General features: G+C 64.7%; 15 protein-coding genes and 2 pseudogenes. All 17 read left to right on the top strand.

Annotated features, from left to right (window positions below; all coding sequences use genetic code 11):
* A pseudogene (gidA, locus tag VLR48_RS02595) lies at positions 1-438 on the top strand (tRNA uridine-5-carboxymethylaminomethyl(34) synthesis enzyme MnmG); the annotation flags it as partial.
* Positions 438-1,103: a 16S rRNA (guanine(527)-N(7))-methyltransferase RsmG gene (rsmG, locus tag VLR48_RS02590; protein WP_325290278.1), complete on the top strand. Its 666-nt coding sequence runs from the start codon at positions 438-440 to the stop codon at positions 1,101-1,103. The pseudogene gidA and the gene rsmG, both read left to right, overlap by 1 nt.
* 7 nt (positions 1,104-1,110) lie before the next feature.
* On the top strand, positions 1,111-1,899 hold the full coding sequence (locus tag VLR48_RS02585) for a ParA family protein (protein WP_325290279.1): 789 nt from the start codon (positions 1,111-1,113) through the stop codon (positions 1,897-1,899).
* Positions 1,900-1,910: 11 nt separating this feature from the next.
* Positions 1,911-2,840, top strand: coding sequence for a ParB/RepB/Spo0J family partition protein (locus VLR48_RS02580; protein ID WP_325290277.1), 930 nt, complete (start codon positions 1,911-1,913; stop codon positions 2,838-2,840).
* Positions 2,841-3,016: 176 nt separating this feature from the next.
* A complete protein-coding gene (locus VLR48_RS02575) occupies positions 3,017-3,397 on the top strand; it encodes an ATP synthase subunit I (protein WP_093036434.1) in 381 nt (126 codons plus the stop codon).
* A gap of 10 nt (positions 3,398-3,407) precedes the next feature.
* Positions 3,408-4,277, top strand: coding sequence for a F0F1 ATP synthase subunit A (atpB, locus tag VLR48_RS02570; RefSeq protein WP_325290276.1), 870 nt, complete (start codon positions 3,408-3,410; stop codon positions 4,275-4,277).
* 43 nt (positions 4,278-4,320) lie between these two features.
* Positions 4,321-4,572 carry a F0F1 ATP synthase subunit C gene (gene atpE / locus VLR48_RS02565; protein ID WP_007193473.1) on the top strand — a complete coding sequence of 84 codons (252 nt, stop codon included), beginning with the start codon at positions 4,321-4,323 and terminating at the stop codon, positions 4,570-4,572.
* Between the two features lie 81 nt (positions 4,573-4,653).
* Entirely contained in the window at positions 4,654-5,124 is a 471-nt protein-coding gene (locus VLR48_RS02560; protein WP_325290275.1) for a F0F1 ATP synthase subunit B, read from the top strand.
* A 9-nt stretch (positions 5,125-5,133) separates the two neighbouring features.
* Positions 5,134-5,673, top strand: a complete 540-nt coding sequence (locus tag VLR48_RS02555) for a F0F1 ATP synthase subunit delta (protein WP_007193475.1) — start codon at positions 5,134-5,136, stop codon at positions 5,671-5,673.
* Between the two features lie 13 nt (positions 5,674-5,686).
* Positions 5,687-7,228, top strand: a pseudogene (gene atpA, locus VLR48_RS02550) (F0F1 ATP synthase subunit alpha).
* 135 nt (positions 7,229-7,363) lie between these two features.
* Positions 7,364-8,227 (top strand): F0F1 ATP synthase subunit gamma, encoded by an 864-nt coding sequence (gene atpG, locus VLR48_RS02545; RefSeq protein WP_325290274.1) that lies wholly within the window; start codon positions 7,364-7,366, stop codon positions 8,225-8,227.
* A 101-nt stretch (positions 8,228-8,328) separates the two neighbouring features.
* Positions 8,329-9,711, top strand: coding sequence for a F0F1 ATP synthase subunit beta (gene atpD / locus VLR48_RS02540; protein WP_325290273.1), 1,383 nt, complete (start codon positions 8,329-8,331; stop codon positions 9,709-9,711).
* Positions 9,712-9,910: 199 nt separating this feature from the next.
* Positions 9,911-10,333 (top strand): F0F1 ATP synthase subunit epsilon, encoded by a 423-nt coding sequence (locus VLR48_RS02535; protein WP_093036413.1) that lies wholly within the window; start codon positions 9,911-9,913, stop codon positions 10,331-10,333.
* A gap of 177 nt (positions 10,334-10,510) precedes the next feature.
* Positions 10,511-11,008, top strand: a complete 498-nt coding sequence (locus tag VLR48_RS02530) for a peptidylprolyl isomerase (RefSeq protein ID WP_325290272.1) — start codon at positions 10,511-10,513, stop codon at positions 11,006-11,008.
* A 25-nt stretch (positions 11,009-11,033) separates the two neighbouring features.
* A complete protein-coding gene (gene glmU / locus VLR48_RS02525; RefSeq protein ID WP_325290271.1) occupies positions 11,034-12,404 on the top strand; it encodes a bifunctional UDP-N-acetylglucosamine diphosphorylase/glucosamine-1-phosphate N-acetyltransferase GlmU in 1,371 nt (456 codons plus the stop codon).
* Positions 12,405-12,467: 63 nt separating this feature from the next.
* A complete protein-coding gene (gene glmS, locus VLR48_RS02520) occupies positions 12,468-14,300 on the top strand; it encodes a glutamine--fructose-6-phosphate transaminase (isomerizing) (RefSeq protein WP_325290270.1) in 1,833 nt (610 codons plus the stop codon).
* Between the two features lie 192 nt (positions 14,301-14,492).
* Complete coding sequence (locus VLR48_RS02515) at positions 14,493-16,076, top strand: DUF1631 family protein (RefSeq protein WP_325290269.1); 1,584 nt, start codon at positions 14,493-14,495, stop codon at positions 16,074-16,076.
* Positions 16,077-16,151: the final 75 nt, after the last annotated feature.

Below are 16,151 nucleotides of genomic sequence, written 5' to 3'. Positions count from 1 at the left end.
CTGCGCGAGACCTTCGTGCGTCCCGAGCGGGTCGATCAGGCGCTCGCCGAGCGCATCCTCGGCGAGCCGCTGCGGCGCGAGGTGCGCGCCTCCGAGCTGCTCGCCCGCCCGAACGTCGGCTATGCCGGGGTCGCGGCCCTTGCCGGCGATCCGCCCGAGCCTCTGTCCGCCGAGGTCACCGAGCAGCTCGAGATCCAGGCACGCTATCAGGGTTACATCGAGCGCCAACGTGATGAGATCGACCGCCATCGCGATCAGGACGCCCGAGCGCTGCCCGAGGATTTCGACTTCGATCAAGTGCGGGGTCTGTCGACCGAGGTGCGCGAAAAGCTCAATCGGGTGCGACCGCACACACTCGGTCAGGCCGCACGCATCCCCGGCGTGACCCCGGCGGCCGTGTCGCTCCTGCTGATCTACCTCAAGCGGCGCTGCGCCTGATGACGACCGCGACCCTCGCCGCCGTCGAAGGTGCATCGGTCTCGGACCTGTCCGACCGACTGTCCCGAGGCGCAACGCAGCTGGGTCTCGCATTGGACGGCTCGGCGCATGACCGCCTGCTGCATCTCATCGCTCTCTTGGCGCGCTGGAACCGGGCCTACAACCTGACCGCGGTGCGCGATCCCGTCGAGATGGTCTCCAGGCATCTGCTCGACAGCCTCGCCGTTCGGCCATTTCTGTTCGGCGAGAGCGTCCTGGACCTCGGCACGGGCGCCGGTCTGCCCGGCTTGCCGCTGGCGATTGTCGAGCCGCAACGGCGCTTTTGGCTGCTCGACAGCAATCAGAAGAAGCTGCGATTCGTTCGCCAGGCGGTCCTTGAGCTGCGGCTCGACAATGTCGAGACGGTCCATGCTCGGATGGAGACATACCGGCCGGGGCGAAACTTCAGTACCATAGTGAGTCGTGCCGTCGCGGCTACCGATCTGCTCGGTGCCGCTTACCGGGATCTGCTGGCGCGTCCGGGCCGATTGCTCTTGATGAAGGGGCGCGACCTCGGCGACGTCGCACGCATGCAAGACCTGTCGGACGGGTCCGTATCCGTCCACCCGTTGCGTATCCCCTTCCTCGACGTCGAGCGCCACCTGATCGAGCTTCGGAGTGACTGAGTCCCCTATGGTCAACATCATCGCCATTGCCAACCAGAAGGGTGGCGTCGGCAAGACCACGACCGCGGTCAATCTGGCGGCCTCGCTGGCCTCGCTCAAGCGGCGCGTCCTGCTGGTCGACCTCGACCCGCAGGGCAACGCCACCATGGGCTGCGGGGTCGACAAGCACAATCTCGCCAACTCGACCTGCGATCTGCTGCTCGGCGACGTCGCGCTCGCCGATTGTCTGTGCCGTGTCGAGGATCCCTCGCCGGGTTTCGATCTGCTGCCGGCCAACGGCGATCTGACCGCGGCCGAGGTCGGGCTGCTCGGCTCGCCGGACCGCGAGCGGCGCTTCGCGAAGGTCCTGGCCGATGCGGTCGCCGACTACGAGCTGGTGATCGTCGACTGTCCGCCATCGCTCAACATGCTCACGGTCAACGCGCTGGTCGCGGCCGGGGGCGTCCTGATCCCGATCCAATGCGAGTATTACGCGCTGGAGGGTCTTTCCGCCCTGATGGACACCATCGAGCAGATCCGCGCCAACCGTAACCCGGAGCTGCGGGTGGAGGGGATCCTGCGCACCATGCACGACCCGCGCAACAACCTCGCTAATCAGGTCTCGACCCAGCTCGTCACCCATTTCAAGGATCAGGTCTATCGCACCATCATCCCGCGCAACGTGCGACTGGCGGAGGCACCGAGTCACGGTCTGCCCGCCCTGCTTTACGACCCCGCGTCCAAGGGTGCGGTGGCCTATCTTGCGCTCGCCAGCGAGCTTCTGCGTCGTCGCGAGACGCGCAAGTCCGCGGCCTGAGGTGGGTGACCATGGATAGCGAGCAGAAATCACCGCCGAAGAAGAAGGGGCTGGGGCGCGGGCTCGATGCCCTGCTCGGCGCCGCCCGTGCGCCGATGGTCGCGGTGTCGAGCCCGGAGGACGCGTCGTCCGCCCCCATGCTCGGCGAGCAGGGGAGCGAGCGGATCACCCGCCTGCCCGTGGAGTGCATCCGACCCGGACGCTACCAACCCCGCCACGACTTCGACCCGGATGCCTTGCGCGAGCTCTCCGATTCGATCCTCGCCCAAGGCGTCATCCAGCCGATCGTTGTTCGCCCCTTGGCCGGCGAGTCCTACGAGATCATCGCGGGGGAGCGGCGTTGGCGGGCCTGTCAACAGGCCGGCCTCGCCGAGATCCCGGTCGTGGTGCGGGAGGTCGACGAGCAGGCGGCGCTGGCGATTGGACTGATCGAGAACATCCAGCGCGCCGATCTCAATCCGCTCGAAGAGGCCGGGGCGCTCGAGCGCCTGCTCAAAGAGTTCAACCTGACCCACCAGCAGATCGCCGATGCGCTGGGCAAGTCGCGCTCGATGGTGACCAACCTGCTGCGTCTGCTGGATCTCAATCCGGACGTCCGCGACTTTCTGGAGAAGGGCCTGCTGGAGATGGGCCATGCCCGCGCCCTGCTCGGCCTGCGGGGGCACGACCAGAGCATGACCGCGGCTCAGGTTGTCAGGGGCGGACTCTCGGTGCGCGAGACCGAGCGCCTGGTGCGCCGGATCCAGCAGTCCGGCGAGGGGCTCGGCGCCTCGGAGCACAAGCCCGATCTCGATCCGAACATCCGCAGGCTTCAGACCGACCTGACCGACAAGCTCGGCGCACGGGTCCAGATCCAGCAAGGCAATCGCGGTGCCGGAAAATTGGTGATCGCCTACAACAGTCTCGATGAGCTCGACGGGATTCTGGCCCACATCAAGTGAATCGATCCCCCGAGGTGCCTGCAGACCGGAGTCGGCCGCCGGGTCTATTGTTTTCCCCAATCATAAGGATCGTTTCCGGCCGCTGCCGGAACGCCGACATCGCGTTGACCCTATATGCGCGACCCCTTATACTGCGCGCCGGTGAGCGGTGTGCTCAACCAAACTATGACGATCTGATGCATCAGCCGGACACGCTCCAGGCCAAAAGAGTCCTGAAACTCCAGAGTCTCCTTGGCTTGGCCTCGGTGGTTTTCGCCCTCCCGTTCGGCGTCTCGGTGGCCGTCTCGGTCCTTGTCGGGGCCGGATCTTGCCTGGTGGCCAATGCCTTGTTCGCGGCCCTGGTCTTTCGCGGTTATCGCGCCCGGGAGCCCGCGCGCTTGGTGATGCGCATTTACGGTGCCGAGATCCTGAAGATCGTATTGATTCTAGGCTTGTTCACGATCGCCTTCGTGACCCTGGACGACCTTAACCTCCCGGTGTTGCTTGGCGCCTATCTCGCGGTCCAGGTCATCCCGACCCTGATTGCGGCTCAAACGCCCGAACGAACCACGAAGTGAGAGACGATCGATGGCTGCTTCCGAAACGCTCACCTCCCAGGCTTATATCCAGCACCATCTCACCAACCTGACGCTCGGCGTTCATCCCGAGCATGGTTTCGGTTTCGCGCATTCCAGTGCCGAGGCTGCCGAGATGGGATTCTGGGCGATCAACGTCGACACCATGTTCTTCTCGATCCTCCTCGGATACCTCTTTATCTGGTTCTTCCGGCGTGTCGCCGAGCAGATGACCGCGGGCGTGCCGAGCGGGGCGCAGAATTTCGTCGAGTGGATCGTCGACTTCGTCGAAGAGAACGTCCGAGGCTCCTTCACCGCGAAGAACCCGCTGGTCGGGCCTCTGGCCCTGACGATCTTCGCCTGGGTCTTCTTGATGAACCTGATGGACCTGATTCCGGTCGATCTGATTCCGCATCTCTTCGGGCAGCTCATGTCGTTGTTCGGTGCCGATCCGCATCATGTCTTCCTGCGCGTCGTGCCGACGACGGATCCGAATGCCACCTTCGGGATGGCCTTGGTGGTGTTCGGTCTCGTGCTCTATTACAGCGTCAAGATGAAGGGCATCGGGGGCTTCGCCGCCGAGCTGACGATGCAGCCGTTCGGCAAGTGGGGCCTGCCTGCCAACCTCCTGCTCGAAGGCATCAGTCTCCTCTCGAAGCCGCTTTCGCTGGCACTGCGTCTGTTCGGCAACATGTATGCGGGCGAAATGATCTTCATCCTGATCGCGCTGCTCTACGGCAGCAGTATGGTGTTGAACATCACCGGCGGGATGCTGCAGTTCGTCTGGGCCGTGTTCCATATCCTCATCATCACGCTACAGGCATTCATCTTCATGGTGTTGACCATCGTCTATCTCGACATGGCCCACCAGGAGCATCACTAACCCGTTTTTCCTGCTTTAACACCGTCAATTACTGGAGAGAATCATGGAACTCGAAGTCGCTAACCTGTTCGCCGACGTCATCAAGTTCATCGGTGCAGGCTTGATGCTGGGTCTCGGCGCGGTCGGCGCCGGCGTCGGTATCGGTATCTTGGGCGGGCGCTTTCTCGAAGGCGCCGCCCGTCAGCCCGAGCTGATCCCGATGCTCCGCACCCAGTTCTTCATCGTCATGGGTCTGGTCGACGCGCTGCCCGTCATCGCGATCGCCATGGGTCTGTTCGTGATGTTCGCTGCCTGACACCCATCCCACTTCCGCCGGGGTCGAGGCGCTTGGCCCTGTTCCCGGACGCGGTATGAGGCATAGGCACGAGGCAACGCTATGAATATCAATCTGACCCTCTTCGCCCAGATGATCGCCTTCGCGGTGTTCGTCGGGTTCTGTATGAAGTTTATCTGGCCGCCGATCGTCTCGGCCCTGGCCGAGCGCAAGGCCAAGATCGCCGAGGGCCTCGCCGCGGCCGAGCGCGGCCATCAAGAGAAGGCGCTCGGCGAGCAGCGTGCCCTTGTCCTCATCAAGGACGCGAAGGCCGCCGCCGCCGATATCGTGGCGCAGGCTCAGAAGCGGGCCACCGAGATCGTCGAGGAGGCCAAGGCGGACGCTCGCAGCGAAAGCGGCCGAGTGGTCGCTGCCGCCCAGGCCGAGATCGACCGGGAAACCAACCGTGCCCGCGAAGAGCTTCGCGAGCGGGTCGCGACACTTGCCGTCGCCGCCGCCGAGAAGATCCTCCACAAGGAGATCGACATCAAGGCGCACAAGGGCCTCGTCGAATCGTTCGCCAAGCAGCTTTAGGGACCACCCATGGCCGGAGACATCACCACCATCGCGCGGCCCTACGCAGAGGCCGTGTTCGAGCGCGCGAAAGAGGTCGGTCAGTTGGACGCCTGGTCGCAAGCTCTCGAGATGCTCTCGGCCGTCGTGGGTGATCCCCAGATGGCCGAGCAGATCGCCAACCCGAACGTGCCCCGCGAGCGCATCCGCGACATCATCCTCGAGGTCTGCGGCGATGATCTCCCGCCCGAGGCATCCAATCTCCTGGGGTTGCTGACCGAGAACGCCAGGCTTGCGGCATTGCCCGAGATCGCACGCCTGTTCGAGGCGAGCCGCACGGCCGACCAAGGCGTCCGTCACGTGTTGATTCGCAGCGCATTCGACGTGAGCGAGTCCGAGCAGGCGGCGGTTTCCGCCGCGCTTGCGAAACGCTTCGGCGGGCAGGTCGAGGTCACCGTCGAGACCGACAGCGCCCTGATCGGCGGGATCGAGATTCGCGCCGGGGACCTCGTCATCGACGACTCGGTCCGCGGCAAGCTCAAGCAACTGGCTCACGCATTGCAATTCTGAACGGGACACCGCCATGCAACTGAATCCTTCCGAGATCAGCGATCTCATCAAACAAAAGATCGAGAAGCTCGATCTCAAGACCGAGGCGCGGACCGAAGGCACCATCGTCAGCTTGACCGACGGTATCGTGCGCGTGCACGGTCTCTCAGACGCCAAGTACTACGAGATGCTGGAGTTCCCCGGCGACGCCTTCGGGCTTGCGCTGAACCTCGAGCGCGACTCGGTCGGCGCGGTGGTCTTGGGCGAGTACACCCACCTGTCCGAAGGCGATTGGGTCCGCTGCACCGGGCGCGTCCTCGAGGTGCCGGTCGGCGAAGGGCTGCTGGGGCGCGTCGTGGATGCGCTGGGCAACCCGATCGACGGAAAAGGCCCGATTCAGGCATCCGGCACCTCCCCCATCGAGAAGGTGGCCCCAGGCGTTATCGCCCGTCAGTCGGTCGACGAGCCGGTTCAGACCGGTCTGAAGGCGATCGACGCCATGGTTCCTGTCGGCCGCGGTCAGCGCGAGCTGATCATCGGCGACCGCCAGACCGGTAAGACCGCCGTCGCCGTCGATGCCATCATTAACCAGAAAGGCACCGGCGTCAAGTGTATCTACGTCGCGATCGGGCAGAAGAACTCCTCGATTGCCTCGCTGGTGCGCAAGCTCGAAGAGCACGGCGCGATGGACCACACCATCATCGTCGCCGCCGCAGCCGCCGAATCGGCCGCCATGCAGTTCATCGCGCCCTACGCCGGCTGCACCATGGGCGAGTATTTCCGCGACAAGGGCGAGGACGCCCTGATCGTTTACGATGATTTGACCAAGCAGGCGTGGGCCTATCGCCAGGTCTCGCTGTTGCTGCGTCGTCCTCCGGGCCGCGAAGCCTATCCCGGCGACGTCTTCTATCTGCACTCCCGTTTGCTCGAGCGCGCCGCGCGCGTCAACGCGAACTACGTGGAGCAGGCCACCGGCGGTGCCGTGAAAGGCAAGACCGGTTCCTTGACCGCGCTGCCGATCATCGAGACCCAGGCCGGCGACGTGTCCGCCTTCGTTCCGACCAACGTGATCTCGATCACCGACGGTCAGATCTTCCTCTAGACCGATCTCTTCAACGCCGGTATTCGCCCCGCCATCAATGCCGGTTTGTCGGTATCGCGTGTCGGCGGTGCGGCCCAGACGAAGATCATCAAGAAGCTCGGCGGCGGTATCCGTCTCGCGCTCGCTCAGTATCGCGAGCTCGCAGCCTTCTCGCAGTTCGCCTCCGACCTCGACGAGGCCACCCGCAAGCAGTTGCAGCGCGGCGAGCGCGTCACCGAGCTGATGAAACAGTTCCAGTACTCGCCGATGAGTGTCGGCCAGATGGCGGTGTCGCTCTTCGCAGCCAACGAAGGCTATCTCGACGACGTCGATGTGAAGAAGATCGTCGACTTCGAGCAGGCGATGCAGAGCTACATGAAGTCCGCTCAGGCGGCCTTGATCGAGCAGATCGACACGACCGGCGACTACACCGCGGAGATCCAGACCGCGATGCACGAGGCCATCAAGGCCTTCAAGGCCAACAACACCTGGTAGGGCAGCCGCCAGCCATCAGCCGACACGGTCCTTCCGGGACCGTGTCGGCTGGCGTGGTGCATTTTGACAAGTATCGAACCTTCACCGCCCTGCCGCCTCCGCCGGAGGCCGGGGCCGGAGGCCGGGAGCTAACAGATGGCAGGCGCCAAAGAAATTCGCACGAAGATTGCGAGCATCAAAAGCACGCAGAAGATCACCGGCGCCATGCAGATGGTGGCGGCTTCCAAGATGCGCAAGGCGCAGGACCGCATGGCGGCGTCCAAGCCCTATTCGGAGAAGATGCTCCAAGTCATCAGCCACTTGGCGCGGGCGACGCCCGAGTACCGCCATTCGTTCATGGCGCTGGAGCGCCCGCATAAGCGCGTCGGCTATATCGTGGTCTCCTCCGACCGCGGGCTATGCGGTGGTTTGAACAGCAATCTCTTTCGTCGCCTCGTCATCGACATCAAAGAGAAGCGCGCGGGCGGGGCCGAGCCTGCATTCTGCACCATCGGATCCAAGGCATTGGGCTTCTTCAAGCGCTTCGGCGGGGACGTCAAGGCACAGGTCACGAACCTCGGCGACAAGCCGCACATCGAGGATCTGATCGGGCCCGTGAAGGTGATGCTGGACGCCTTCGAGGCCAAGGAGCTCGACGCCATCTATGTCGCGAGCAACGAATTCGTCAACACCATGACCCAGCGTCCCATGATCCGGCAACTGGTGCCGATCGTCGGCGAAGAGCAGTCCGCGATGCCTTATCACTGGGACTACATCTACGAACCCGATGCGCGCACCGTGCTGGACGCCCTGTTGACCCGTTATATCGAGTCGCTCGTCTACCAAGCGGTCGTCGAGAACGGCGCCTGCGAGCAAGCCTCGCGCATGGTCGCGATGAAGTCCGCCTCGGACAATGCCGGCGACCTGATCGGCGAGCTGCAGCTCGTTTACAACAAGGCCCGACAGGCCGCGATCACCCAAGAGATCTCCGAGATCGTGAGCGGCGCCGCCGCCGTGTGATCGCCCGATACGTCGAAGTCGCTCGCGCCCAACGCTCGGACGTCGAGCGCTCGGACACAAACAGAATCGCTATTGGCCGGAAGGCATAAGAGGAAAAGACTATGAGCTCTGGTAACGTGGTGGAGATCATCGGGGCCGTCGTGGACGTTCAGTTCCCGCGCGGCGAGATACCCAAGGTGTATGAAGCGCTCAAGATCGAGTCGACGGGCCTGACCCTCGAGGTTCAGCAGCAGCTCGGCGACGGGGTCGTGCGCGCCATCGCCATGGGATCCACCGATGGCCTGCAGCGCGGCATCCCGGCGATCGCCACCGGCGCACCGATCCAGGTGCCGGTCGGGCAGAAGACGCTCGGGCGCATCATGGACGTGCTGGGCAACCCCATCGACGAGTTGGGCGATGTCGAGTCCGAGGAGCGCTGGTCGATCCATCGTTCCGCACCGCCGTTCGAAGACCAGGCGACCTCCACCGAGATCCTGGAGACCGGCATCAAGGTCATCGACCTCATCATGCCCATCCCCAAAGGCGGTAAGGTCGGCCTCTTCGGCGGCGCCGGCGTGGGCAAGACCGTGACCCTGATGGAGCTGATCCGCAACATCGCGGCCGAGCACTCCGGCTTCTCGGTGTTCGCCGGCGTCGGCGAGCGCACCCGCGAGGGCAACGACTTCTATCACGAGATGAAGGAGTCGAACGTTCTCGACAAGGTGGCCCTGGTCTACGGCCAGATGAACGAGCCGCCCGGCAACCGTCTCCGCGTCGCGCTGACCGGTCTGACCATGGCCGAGTTCTTCCGCGAAGAAGGCCGCGACGTCCTGCTCTTCGTCGACAACATCTACCGTTACACCCTGGCCGGAACCGAGGTCTCCGCGCTCTTGGGCCGCATGCCCTCCGCCGTGGGTTACCAGCCGACGCTGGCCTCCGAGATGGGCGCCCTGCAGGAACGCATCACCTCCACGCGCACCGGCTCCATCACCTCCTTCCAGGCGGTGTACGTCCCCGCGGACGACTTGACCGACCCGTCGCCGGCGACCACCTTTGCGCATCTGGACGCGACCCTCGTGTTGTCCCGACAGATCGCCGAGCTGGGCATCTACCCGGCCGTGGATCCGCTGGACTCCACCAGCCGAATCCTCGACCCGAACGTGGTCGGCCAGGAGCACTACCAGACTGCGCGTGCGGTGCAGGGCACCTTGCAGCGCTACAAGGAGCTCAAGGACATCATTGCCATCCTCGGTATGGACGAGCTCTCCGACGACGACAAGCTCGCCGTGTCGCGTGCACGCAAGATCCAACGCTTCCTCTCGCAGCCCTTCTTCGTGGCCGAGGTCTTCACCGGCTCGCCGGGCAAGTTCGTGTCCGTCAAAGACACCATCAAAGACTTCAAGGCCATCGTGAACGGCGACTACGATCACCTGCCCGAGCAGGCCTTCTATATGGTCGGCGGGATCGAAGAAGCGGTCGCCAAGGCCGAGAAGATGGGTGGCTAAAACGCGGCCTGTGCGGCATGCGCTGTGCGTGACCTTGTTCCGGCAGCGCAGTTCTCCAAAGATGTCGGAGCTGCCGCGTTTTAGGAGTTTGTTTCTTTATTCTTGAACCGCGTCGGCACGACGCGATTGAAGCCGCTTCGGGCGGACTCCGCGAGAACGTCGTGTTTGACAACAGGACGCGGTTCAACAGGGGTGCACTATGGCGATGACAATTCACGTCGATATCGTAAGCGCCGAGGGGGCGATTCATTCGGGTCAGGCGACCATGGTGTACGCGACCGCCGAGCTGGGCGAGGTCGGTATCGCGCCCCGGCATACCGCCTTCATTAGCCGTCTGAAGCCGGGTGACGTGCGGGTCGAGAACGAGCAAGGCGAGCAGGAGCACTTTTATGTCTCCGGCGGCATGCTCGAGGTCCAGCCGCATGTCGTGACCGTCTTGGCCGACACCGCGATCCGTGCGCGCGACCTCGACGAGGCCGCGGCGCTCGACGCCAAACGCCGTGCCGAGGAGGCGCTTGCCGGTCACACGGCTCAGTTCGAATACGCCAAGGCGCAAGCCGAGCTGGCCGAAGCGATTGCGCAGTTGCGGGCGATCGAGAAGCTTCGCAAGATGAAGGGCTGACCTGTACGGGTCGTTCCTTGAGTTTACGAGTCCTGCGGCCCGCTCCGACACGAGCGGGCTGTACCTTTTACGAGGCAATCCCTCGCTCTTTTCCTGTTCCCCTTGTTCGCCACGCCGCATCGGCGACCCGCAAGGGGAGCCCCGCCGGCCCATCCTGACCCGGAGGCGAACCCCATCATGTCAGAACAGCTTATCAGTGCCGGCATGCTTGTCGCGCTGACCTACCGAATCGAGGACGGCCAGGGCAATATCCTCGAGCAGACCGACATCCCCGTCAGCTACATTCACGGCGGTCAGACCGAGCTCATCGGCGGCATGGACGCGGCCGTCGACGGGCGGCGTGCCGGCGACGAGGTCGAGCTCGTCCTGGGTCCGGATCAGGGCTTCGGCCCGTATGATCCCGACCTGACCTTTACCGACGCCTTGGAGAACGTGCCGCCCGAATTCCGCTTCGTCGGCGCGGAGGTACAGATGGAGAACGAGGTCGGGGAGACCCGTCAGTTCCAGGTCACCCGGATCGAGGGGGGCAAGCTCACGGTCGACGGCAACCATCCGCTCGCCGGTAAGACCCTGCGCGTGCATGTCCGGATCGAGGAGGTCCGCGACCCGACACATGCGGAGTTGACGGCCGACCTCGGCGGGGGTGGAATGCTCCCCGGTGGCGGTCTGCACTGACCCGGCGCTCGAGGAGGGCGAAGCGATGAGGCTTGGAGTCGTGATCTTGGCGGCGGGGCTCGGCAAGCGGATGCGCTCCGCCCTTCCGAAGGTGCTCCATCCCTTGGCCGGTAAGCCCTTGCTTGCCCATGTCCTGGACACGGCCGAGGCGATCGGTGCCGAGCGCATCGTCACCCTCTATGGTCACGGCGGCGATCAAGTCCGCACCGCGCTGGCCGATACGGGATGCCTCTGGGTCGAGCAGGCCGAGCAACTGGGCACCGGACACGCCGTCATCCAGGCCATGCCGCAGGTCGCGGACATGGACCGCGTCTTGATCCTCTACGGCGACGTTCCGCTCATCTCGTCCGAGACCTTGACGCGTTTGCTCCAAGCCGCGGCCGATACCGATCTCGGGATCCTGACTGCGGATGTCCCGGATCCCGCCGGTTACGGACGGATCCTGCGCGATCGCCGCGGCCGGATCATCGGAATCGTCGAGGAAAAGGACGCGACGTCGGAACAGCGCGCCGTCGCCGAGATCAACACAGGCATCCTGGTCGCCGACCGATCGAGACTCGACGGCTGGCTCGCCCGCATCGACAACGACAATGTTCAGGGTGAGTACTATCTCACCGACGTGACCGCGCTCGCCGCGGCCGAGGGTGTCGCGGTCGCATCCACCCGGCCCGGACGGCTCGCGGAGGTCGCCGGCGTCAACGATCGGGTTCAGCTCGCCGCGCTCGAGCGCGACTATCAGCGCCATGCCGCGGAAGACCTCATGCGCTCCGGCGTCACCTTGGCGGATCCCTCGCGTTTCGATCTGCGCGGCGTCCTGCATGCCGAGCCGGACGTCGGCATCGACATCAATTGCGTGTTCGAGGGCGTGGTTCGGCTTTCGAGCGGCGCGCGTATCGGCCCCAACTGTCTCCTCAAGGACTGCAGTATCGGCCCGGACACCCACGTCCTGGCCAACTCAGTGATCGAAGGCGCCTCGGTCGGGGCCCACGCGCGGATCGGTCCCTTCGCGCGACTGCGTCCCGACACCCGACTCGCCGATCACACCCACGTCGGCAACTTCGTCGAGATCAAAAAGACGAGTCTCGGGGCCGGGAGCAAGGCCAACCACCTGAGCTATCTGGGCGACGCCGAGATCGGCGCCGGTGTGAACGTCGGCGCGGGAACCATCACCTGCAACTACGACGGCGCGAACAAGTCGGTCACGCAGATCGAAGACGGTGCCTTTATCGGCTCAAACACTGCACTGGTCGCCCCCGTGCGGGTCGGCGCCGGCGCGAACATCGGCGCCGGTTCAGTGATTGCGCGCGACACCCCGGCGGACCAACTCACGCTGACGCGCGCCCAGCAGAGGACGATTCCGGGATGGACACGTCCACGGAAACGCCCGGTCTCCTGATCGGGTCGGTTTGGATCTCGGCGTCTCGGGGCGCTCGGTAGAAGACACACGAGGGATTAAGTCATGTGCGGTATCGTCGGTGCGATCGCCCAACGTCCGGTCTCGGCCATCCTGCTGGAAGGGTTGAGGCGTCTCGAATATCGGGGTTACGACTCTGCCGGCATCGCGGTCCTTGAGGCACCCTGCCGTCTGAATCGCGCCCGCACCCTCGGTAAGGTCGCGCGCCTGGCCGAGGCGGTCGCCGAGCGGCCCTTGCCCGGCACGCTGGGCATCGCCCACACGCGTTGGGCGACCCACGGCGAGCCTGCGACCCGCAACGCCCACCCGCATGTCTGTCGCGACCGCTGCGTGGTCGTGCACAACGGGATCATCGAGAATCACGAAGAGCTGCGTCGCGAGCAGATCGCCGCCGGTCACCGCTTCACGTCCGAAACCGATACCGAGGTCGTCGTTCACGCCGTTTTCAACGAGCTCGAGGCCGGCCATACCCTGCTCGACGCCGTGCGTCTGGCGACGACACGCCTGCGCGGCGCCTATGCCCTCGGCGTGATCGATGCGCAGGATCCCGAGCATCTCGTCGCTGCACGCCAAGGCAGTCCGCTGGTCATCGGGGTCGGATTCGGTGAGCACTTCATCGCTTCCGATGTCTTCGCCCTGTTGCCCGTGACTCATCGCTTCATCTTCCTCGAGGAGGGCGACATCGCCGAGCTGACGCGCGACACGGTCCGCATCTGGGATTGCGACGGCAACCTGGTCGTAAGGCCGGTGAAGACCTCCATGGTCTCGCCCGACGCCGCCGAGCGCGGCGAGTATCGCCATTTCATGCTCAAGGAGATCTTCGAGCAGCCGCGTGCGATTGCCGACACGCTCGAAGGTCGCTTGGTTGGCATGCGCGTCCTGCCCGAGAGCTTCGGCAATCTGGCCCCGGAGATCTTCGCTCGGGTCAAGGCGGTCACCCTGGTCGCCTGCGGGACCAGCTTCCATGCCGCGCTGGTCGCGCGCTATTGGATCGAGGCCCTCGCCCGCCTACCCTGCACCGTCGAGGTCGCCAGCGAATACCGCTATCGCAAGCAGGTGGTGCCGGCCGACGCCCTGTTCGTCACCCTGTCGCAATCCGGCGAGACGGCCGATACACTCGCGGCGCTGCGCCTGGCGAAGTCCTCCGGCTATGCGGCAACGCTGGCCATCTGCAATGTCCCCGAAAGCTCCCTGGTGCGCGAATCGGACCTAGTGCTGCTCACCCATGCCGGCCCCGAGATCGGTGTCGCCTCCACCAAGGCGTTCACGACTCAACTGGTTGCCTTGTTGCTGATGACCGTGGCGCTCGGCCACGAAAACGCGCTGGGCGAGGCCGCCGAGGCCCATGTGGTCGCGCTGCTGCGGGCGCTCCCGGGCAAGGTCGAGGCCGTGCTGGATCTCGACGACCGGATCGCCGGCCTTGCCGAGGTCTTCGTCGATAAGCAGCACACGCTCTTCCTCGGACGCGGCGAGCAATACCCGATCGCCATGGAAGGCGCGCTGAAGCTCAAGGAGATCTCATACATCCATGCCGAGGCATACCCGGCGGGCGAGCTCAAGCACGGACCCCTTGCCCTGATCGACGAGCAGATGCCCGTGGTCGCCGTCGCGCCCAACAATGCCTTGCTCGAAAAGCTCAAATCCAATCTCGAAGAGGTCCGCGCTCGCGGTGGACAGCTCTACGTCTTCGCCGATCTGCATGTCCCCATGGTCGAAGAGGAAGGCGTCACCGTCATCCGTCTCCCCGAGACCGACGATCTGATCGACCCCATCATCTTCACCATCCCCTTGCAACTGCTCGCCTATCATGTGGCCGTCCTGAAGGGGACCGATGTGGATCAGCCGCGGAACCTCGCGAAATCGGTCACCGTGGAGTAAGCCATGATCCGGACGGCCGTTTGCGACGACGGCTTCGCCCCTGCCCTATACTTACCGTCAGATCGACCCCGCACAGTGCTGGAGGCTTTGCTGCCGCCATAGTGCCGAGCTCACGGCACCTCGGGGGTCGATGGCGGCACAGGATGCCTCCGATGCCGCGACGGTGCGGCTGAACATTCGAGACCTCCGTCCATGGCCGACATCTCCACCACATCCTCGGCTCATCCGCTCGACGCGCCCGACGTCGTCGGCGGGCTGACGCCGACGGATACGGCTGCTCTGCTGAGCTGTTGTCGCGATCGTCTCGCGCGCGGTCTTACGACCGTTTCCGCCCAGCATCTCGGCGGCGCGAGCGAGGATTTTCTGGGTATGGCCGACCGTGCCACCAGCATGGAGCAACAGCAGCTCTATTTCTCGGCGACGGGTTTCCTCGACAACCGCGGCCAACAGCTCCTGCAGCAGTTCCGCAGTGCCTATGTCGCCTGTTTCGACGCGAGCGTCACGGCACTGCAGTCCAAGGAGACGGCGACGGTGATGCACGAGACCGACGAGCTGCGTCTCGTGGATACCGACGACTTCGAGCGTCAGACCTCGGTCGAGCTTCCCGGCGTATACGCCGATCTGAACCGTTTTCTCGTTCAGTCCGGCGTGCTCCCGACCATCCCGCTTGCGGGCCCCCTGTCGGCTCCGCGCAGCGAGACGCTCGATCAGCCCAGGGGCAGTGTCGGCGGGATGTCGGGGTGGGCCGGTTTCGAGCCTTCCGAGGATCCGGGATTGACCGAGCAAGAGGAGCAGAGACTTGCCGAGCCGGGTGCCCGGGCCGAAACGCGGGTGGAATTCGAGCGCCTTCCGCGCCTTGCGAACGACGACGTCTTCGGCCAGCTGGCCCGAGCGATCCAGACCGCGAGTCGCGGTCGTGTGTCGCGGACGACGACAACCACCGGTGCACTCAAGGGCGGCTCGATCACGGGCAATCAGGAAACCCCTGCGCTCGGCCTCGCCCAGCTGATCGAGGCATTGAACGGGCTCCAGCGAGGCTTCACGGATCTTCGGCAGATTCCGGTGCTCAAGGTCGCGCTGGTCGACAAGTCCTTCTTCTCCGATCGCAGGCACCCCGCCCGTCGGTTGCTCGACGTGGTCGCGAGCTCCGGGATCGGGCGCAACGAGAAGGACGAGCCCCGCTTGGTCGACAAGGTCCGCGAGATCGTCGATGCGGTGGTCGAGGGGTTCGACGCGGATCTGAACGTCTTCGCGGTTCAGACCTACAAGCTCGAAGAGTTCCTGCGCGAGGAAGAGGAGCACGCGCACAGCAAGTCGCAGCGTGTCTTCGATCAGCTCGAGCAGCGGGATCGTCAGGAGATCGCGGCGACGCGTGTCGCTCAGGAGCTGCCTTCGGACCAAGCCTCGGACCAGGAGGCCCTCGGCGAACCGCCGCCCGAAGCCCCGCAGGAGATGTCCGCCGTCGCGACGGCCCTGTCCTGCGCGGACGGGTCCGCGGGGAGCGATGACTCCAGGTCGGTGACCGGCGAGGAGGCGCTTTCCGATCAGTATCTTGCCAGAAACGGCGACCGATCCTGCCTGAAACCGCACTCTTCTCGGCGGGATCCTATGACGCCCCGTGGAACAGTTCGGAAACACGGTGATTTCCGAGAATCGGCATCCCGACCGCACAGACCTTTCGGCCCTGTGGGCGGCTGTGGGCGACTGAAGTCGCCCCTAGTGTGCCCGGCATGGGCCAAGACTTGCGATCTGCAAAGAGGTCGCCGGAGAGAGTGACGACAACCGTAGCGAAGCGCAAGGTGGACGCCGTGAGGGCAAGCTGAAAGAAGCGTGTAGCAAAGGCACGACCGT

This window comes from Thiocapsa sp., from assembly GCF_035467215.1.
In the GTDB taxonomy this organism is placed as follows: Bacteria; Pseudomonadota; Gammaproteobacteria; order Chromatiales; family Chromatiaceae; genus Thiocapsa.
Note: the sequence above shows the minus strand (reverse complement) of the source record. Positions and strands in the feature narration are given on the sequence as shown.

Bases quoted from the DNA above. Each gene is read 5' to 3' on its own strand.
- glmS (WP_325290270.1), top strand. From the start codon at position 12,468: ATGTGCGGTATCGTCGGTGCGATCGCCCAACGTCCGGTCTCGGCCATC.
- VLR48_RS02530 (WP_325290272.1), top strand. From the start codon at position 10,511: ATGTCAGAACAGCTTATCAGTGCCGGCATGCTTGTCGCGCTGACCTAC.
- rsmG (WP_325290278.1), top strand. From the start codon at position 438: ATGACGACCGCGACCCTCGCCGCCGTCGAAGGTGCATCGGTCTCGGAC.
- glmU (WP_325290271.1), top strand. From the start codon at position 11,034: ATGAGGCTTGGAGTCGTGATCTTGGCGGCGGGGCTCGGCAAGCGGATG.
- VLR48_RS02560 (WP_325290275.1), top strand. From the start codon at position 4,654: ATGAATATCAATCTGACCCTCTTCGCCCAGATGATCGCCTTCGCGGTG.
- atpE (WP_007193473.1), top strand. From the start codon at position 4,321: ATGGAACTCGAAGTCGCTAACCTGTTCGCCGACGTCATCAAGTTCATC.
- VLR48_RS02535 (WP_093036413.1), top strand. From the start codon at position 9,911: ATGGCGATGACAATTCACGTCGATATCGTAAGCGCCGAGGGGGCGATT.
- atpD (WP_325290273.1), top strand. From the start codon at position 8,329: ATGAGCTCTGGTAACGTGGTGGAGATCATCGGGGCCGTCGTGGACGTT.
- VLR48_RS02575 (WP_093036434.1), top strand. From the start codon at position 3,017: ATGCATCAGCCGGACACGCTCCAGGCCAAAAGAGTCCTGAAACTCCAG.
- atpG (WP_325290274.1), top strand. From the start codon at position 7,364: ATGGCAGGCGCCAAAGAAATTCGCACGAAGATTGCGAGCATCAAAAGC.
- VLR48_RS02515 (WP_325290269.1), top strand. From the start codon at position 14,493: ATGGCCGACATCTCCACCACATCCTCGGCTCATCCGCTCGACGCGCCC.
- VLR48_RS02580 (WP_325290277.1), top strand. From the start codon at position 1,911: ATGGATAGCGAGCAGAAATCACCGCCGAAGAAGAAGGGGCTGGGGCGC.
- VLR48_RS02555 (WP_007193475.1), top strand. From the start codon at position 5,134: ATGGCCGGAGACATCACCACCATCGCGCGGCCCTACGCAGAGGCCGTG.
- VLR48_RS02585 (WP_325290279.1), top strand. From the start codon at position 1,111: ATGGTCAACATCATCGCCATTGCCAACCAGAAGGGTGGCGTCGGCAAG.
- atpB (WP_325290276.1), top strand. From the start codon at position 3,408: ATGGCTGCTTCCGAAACGCTCACCTCCCAGGCTTATATCCAGCACCAT.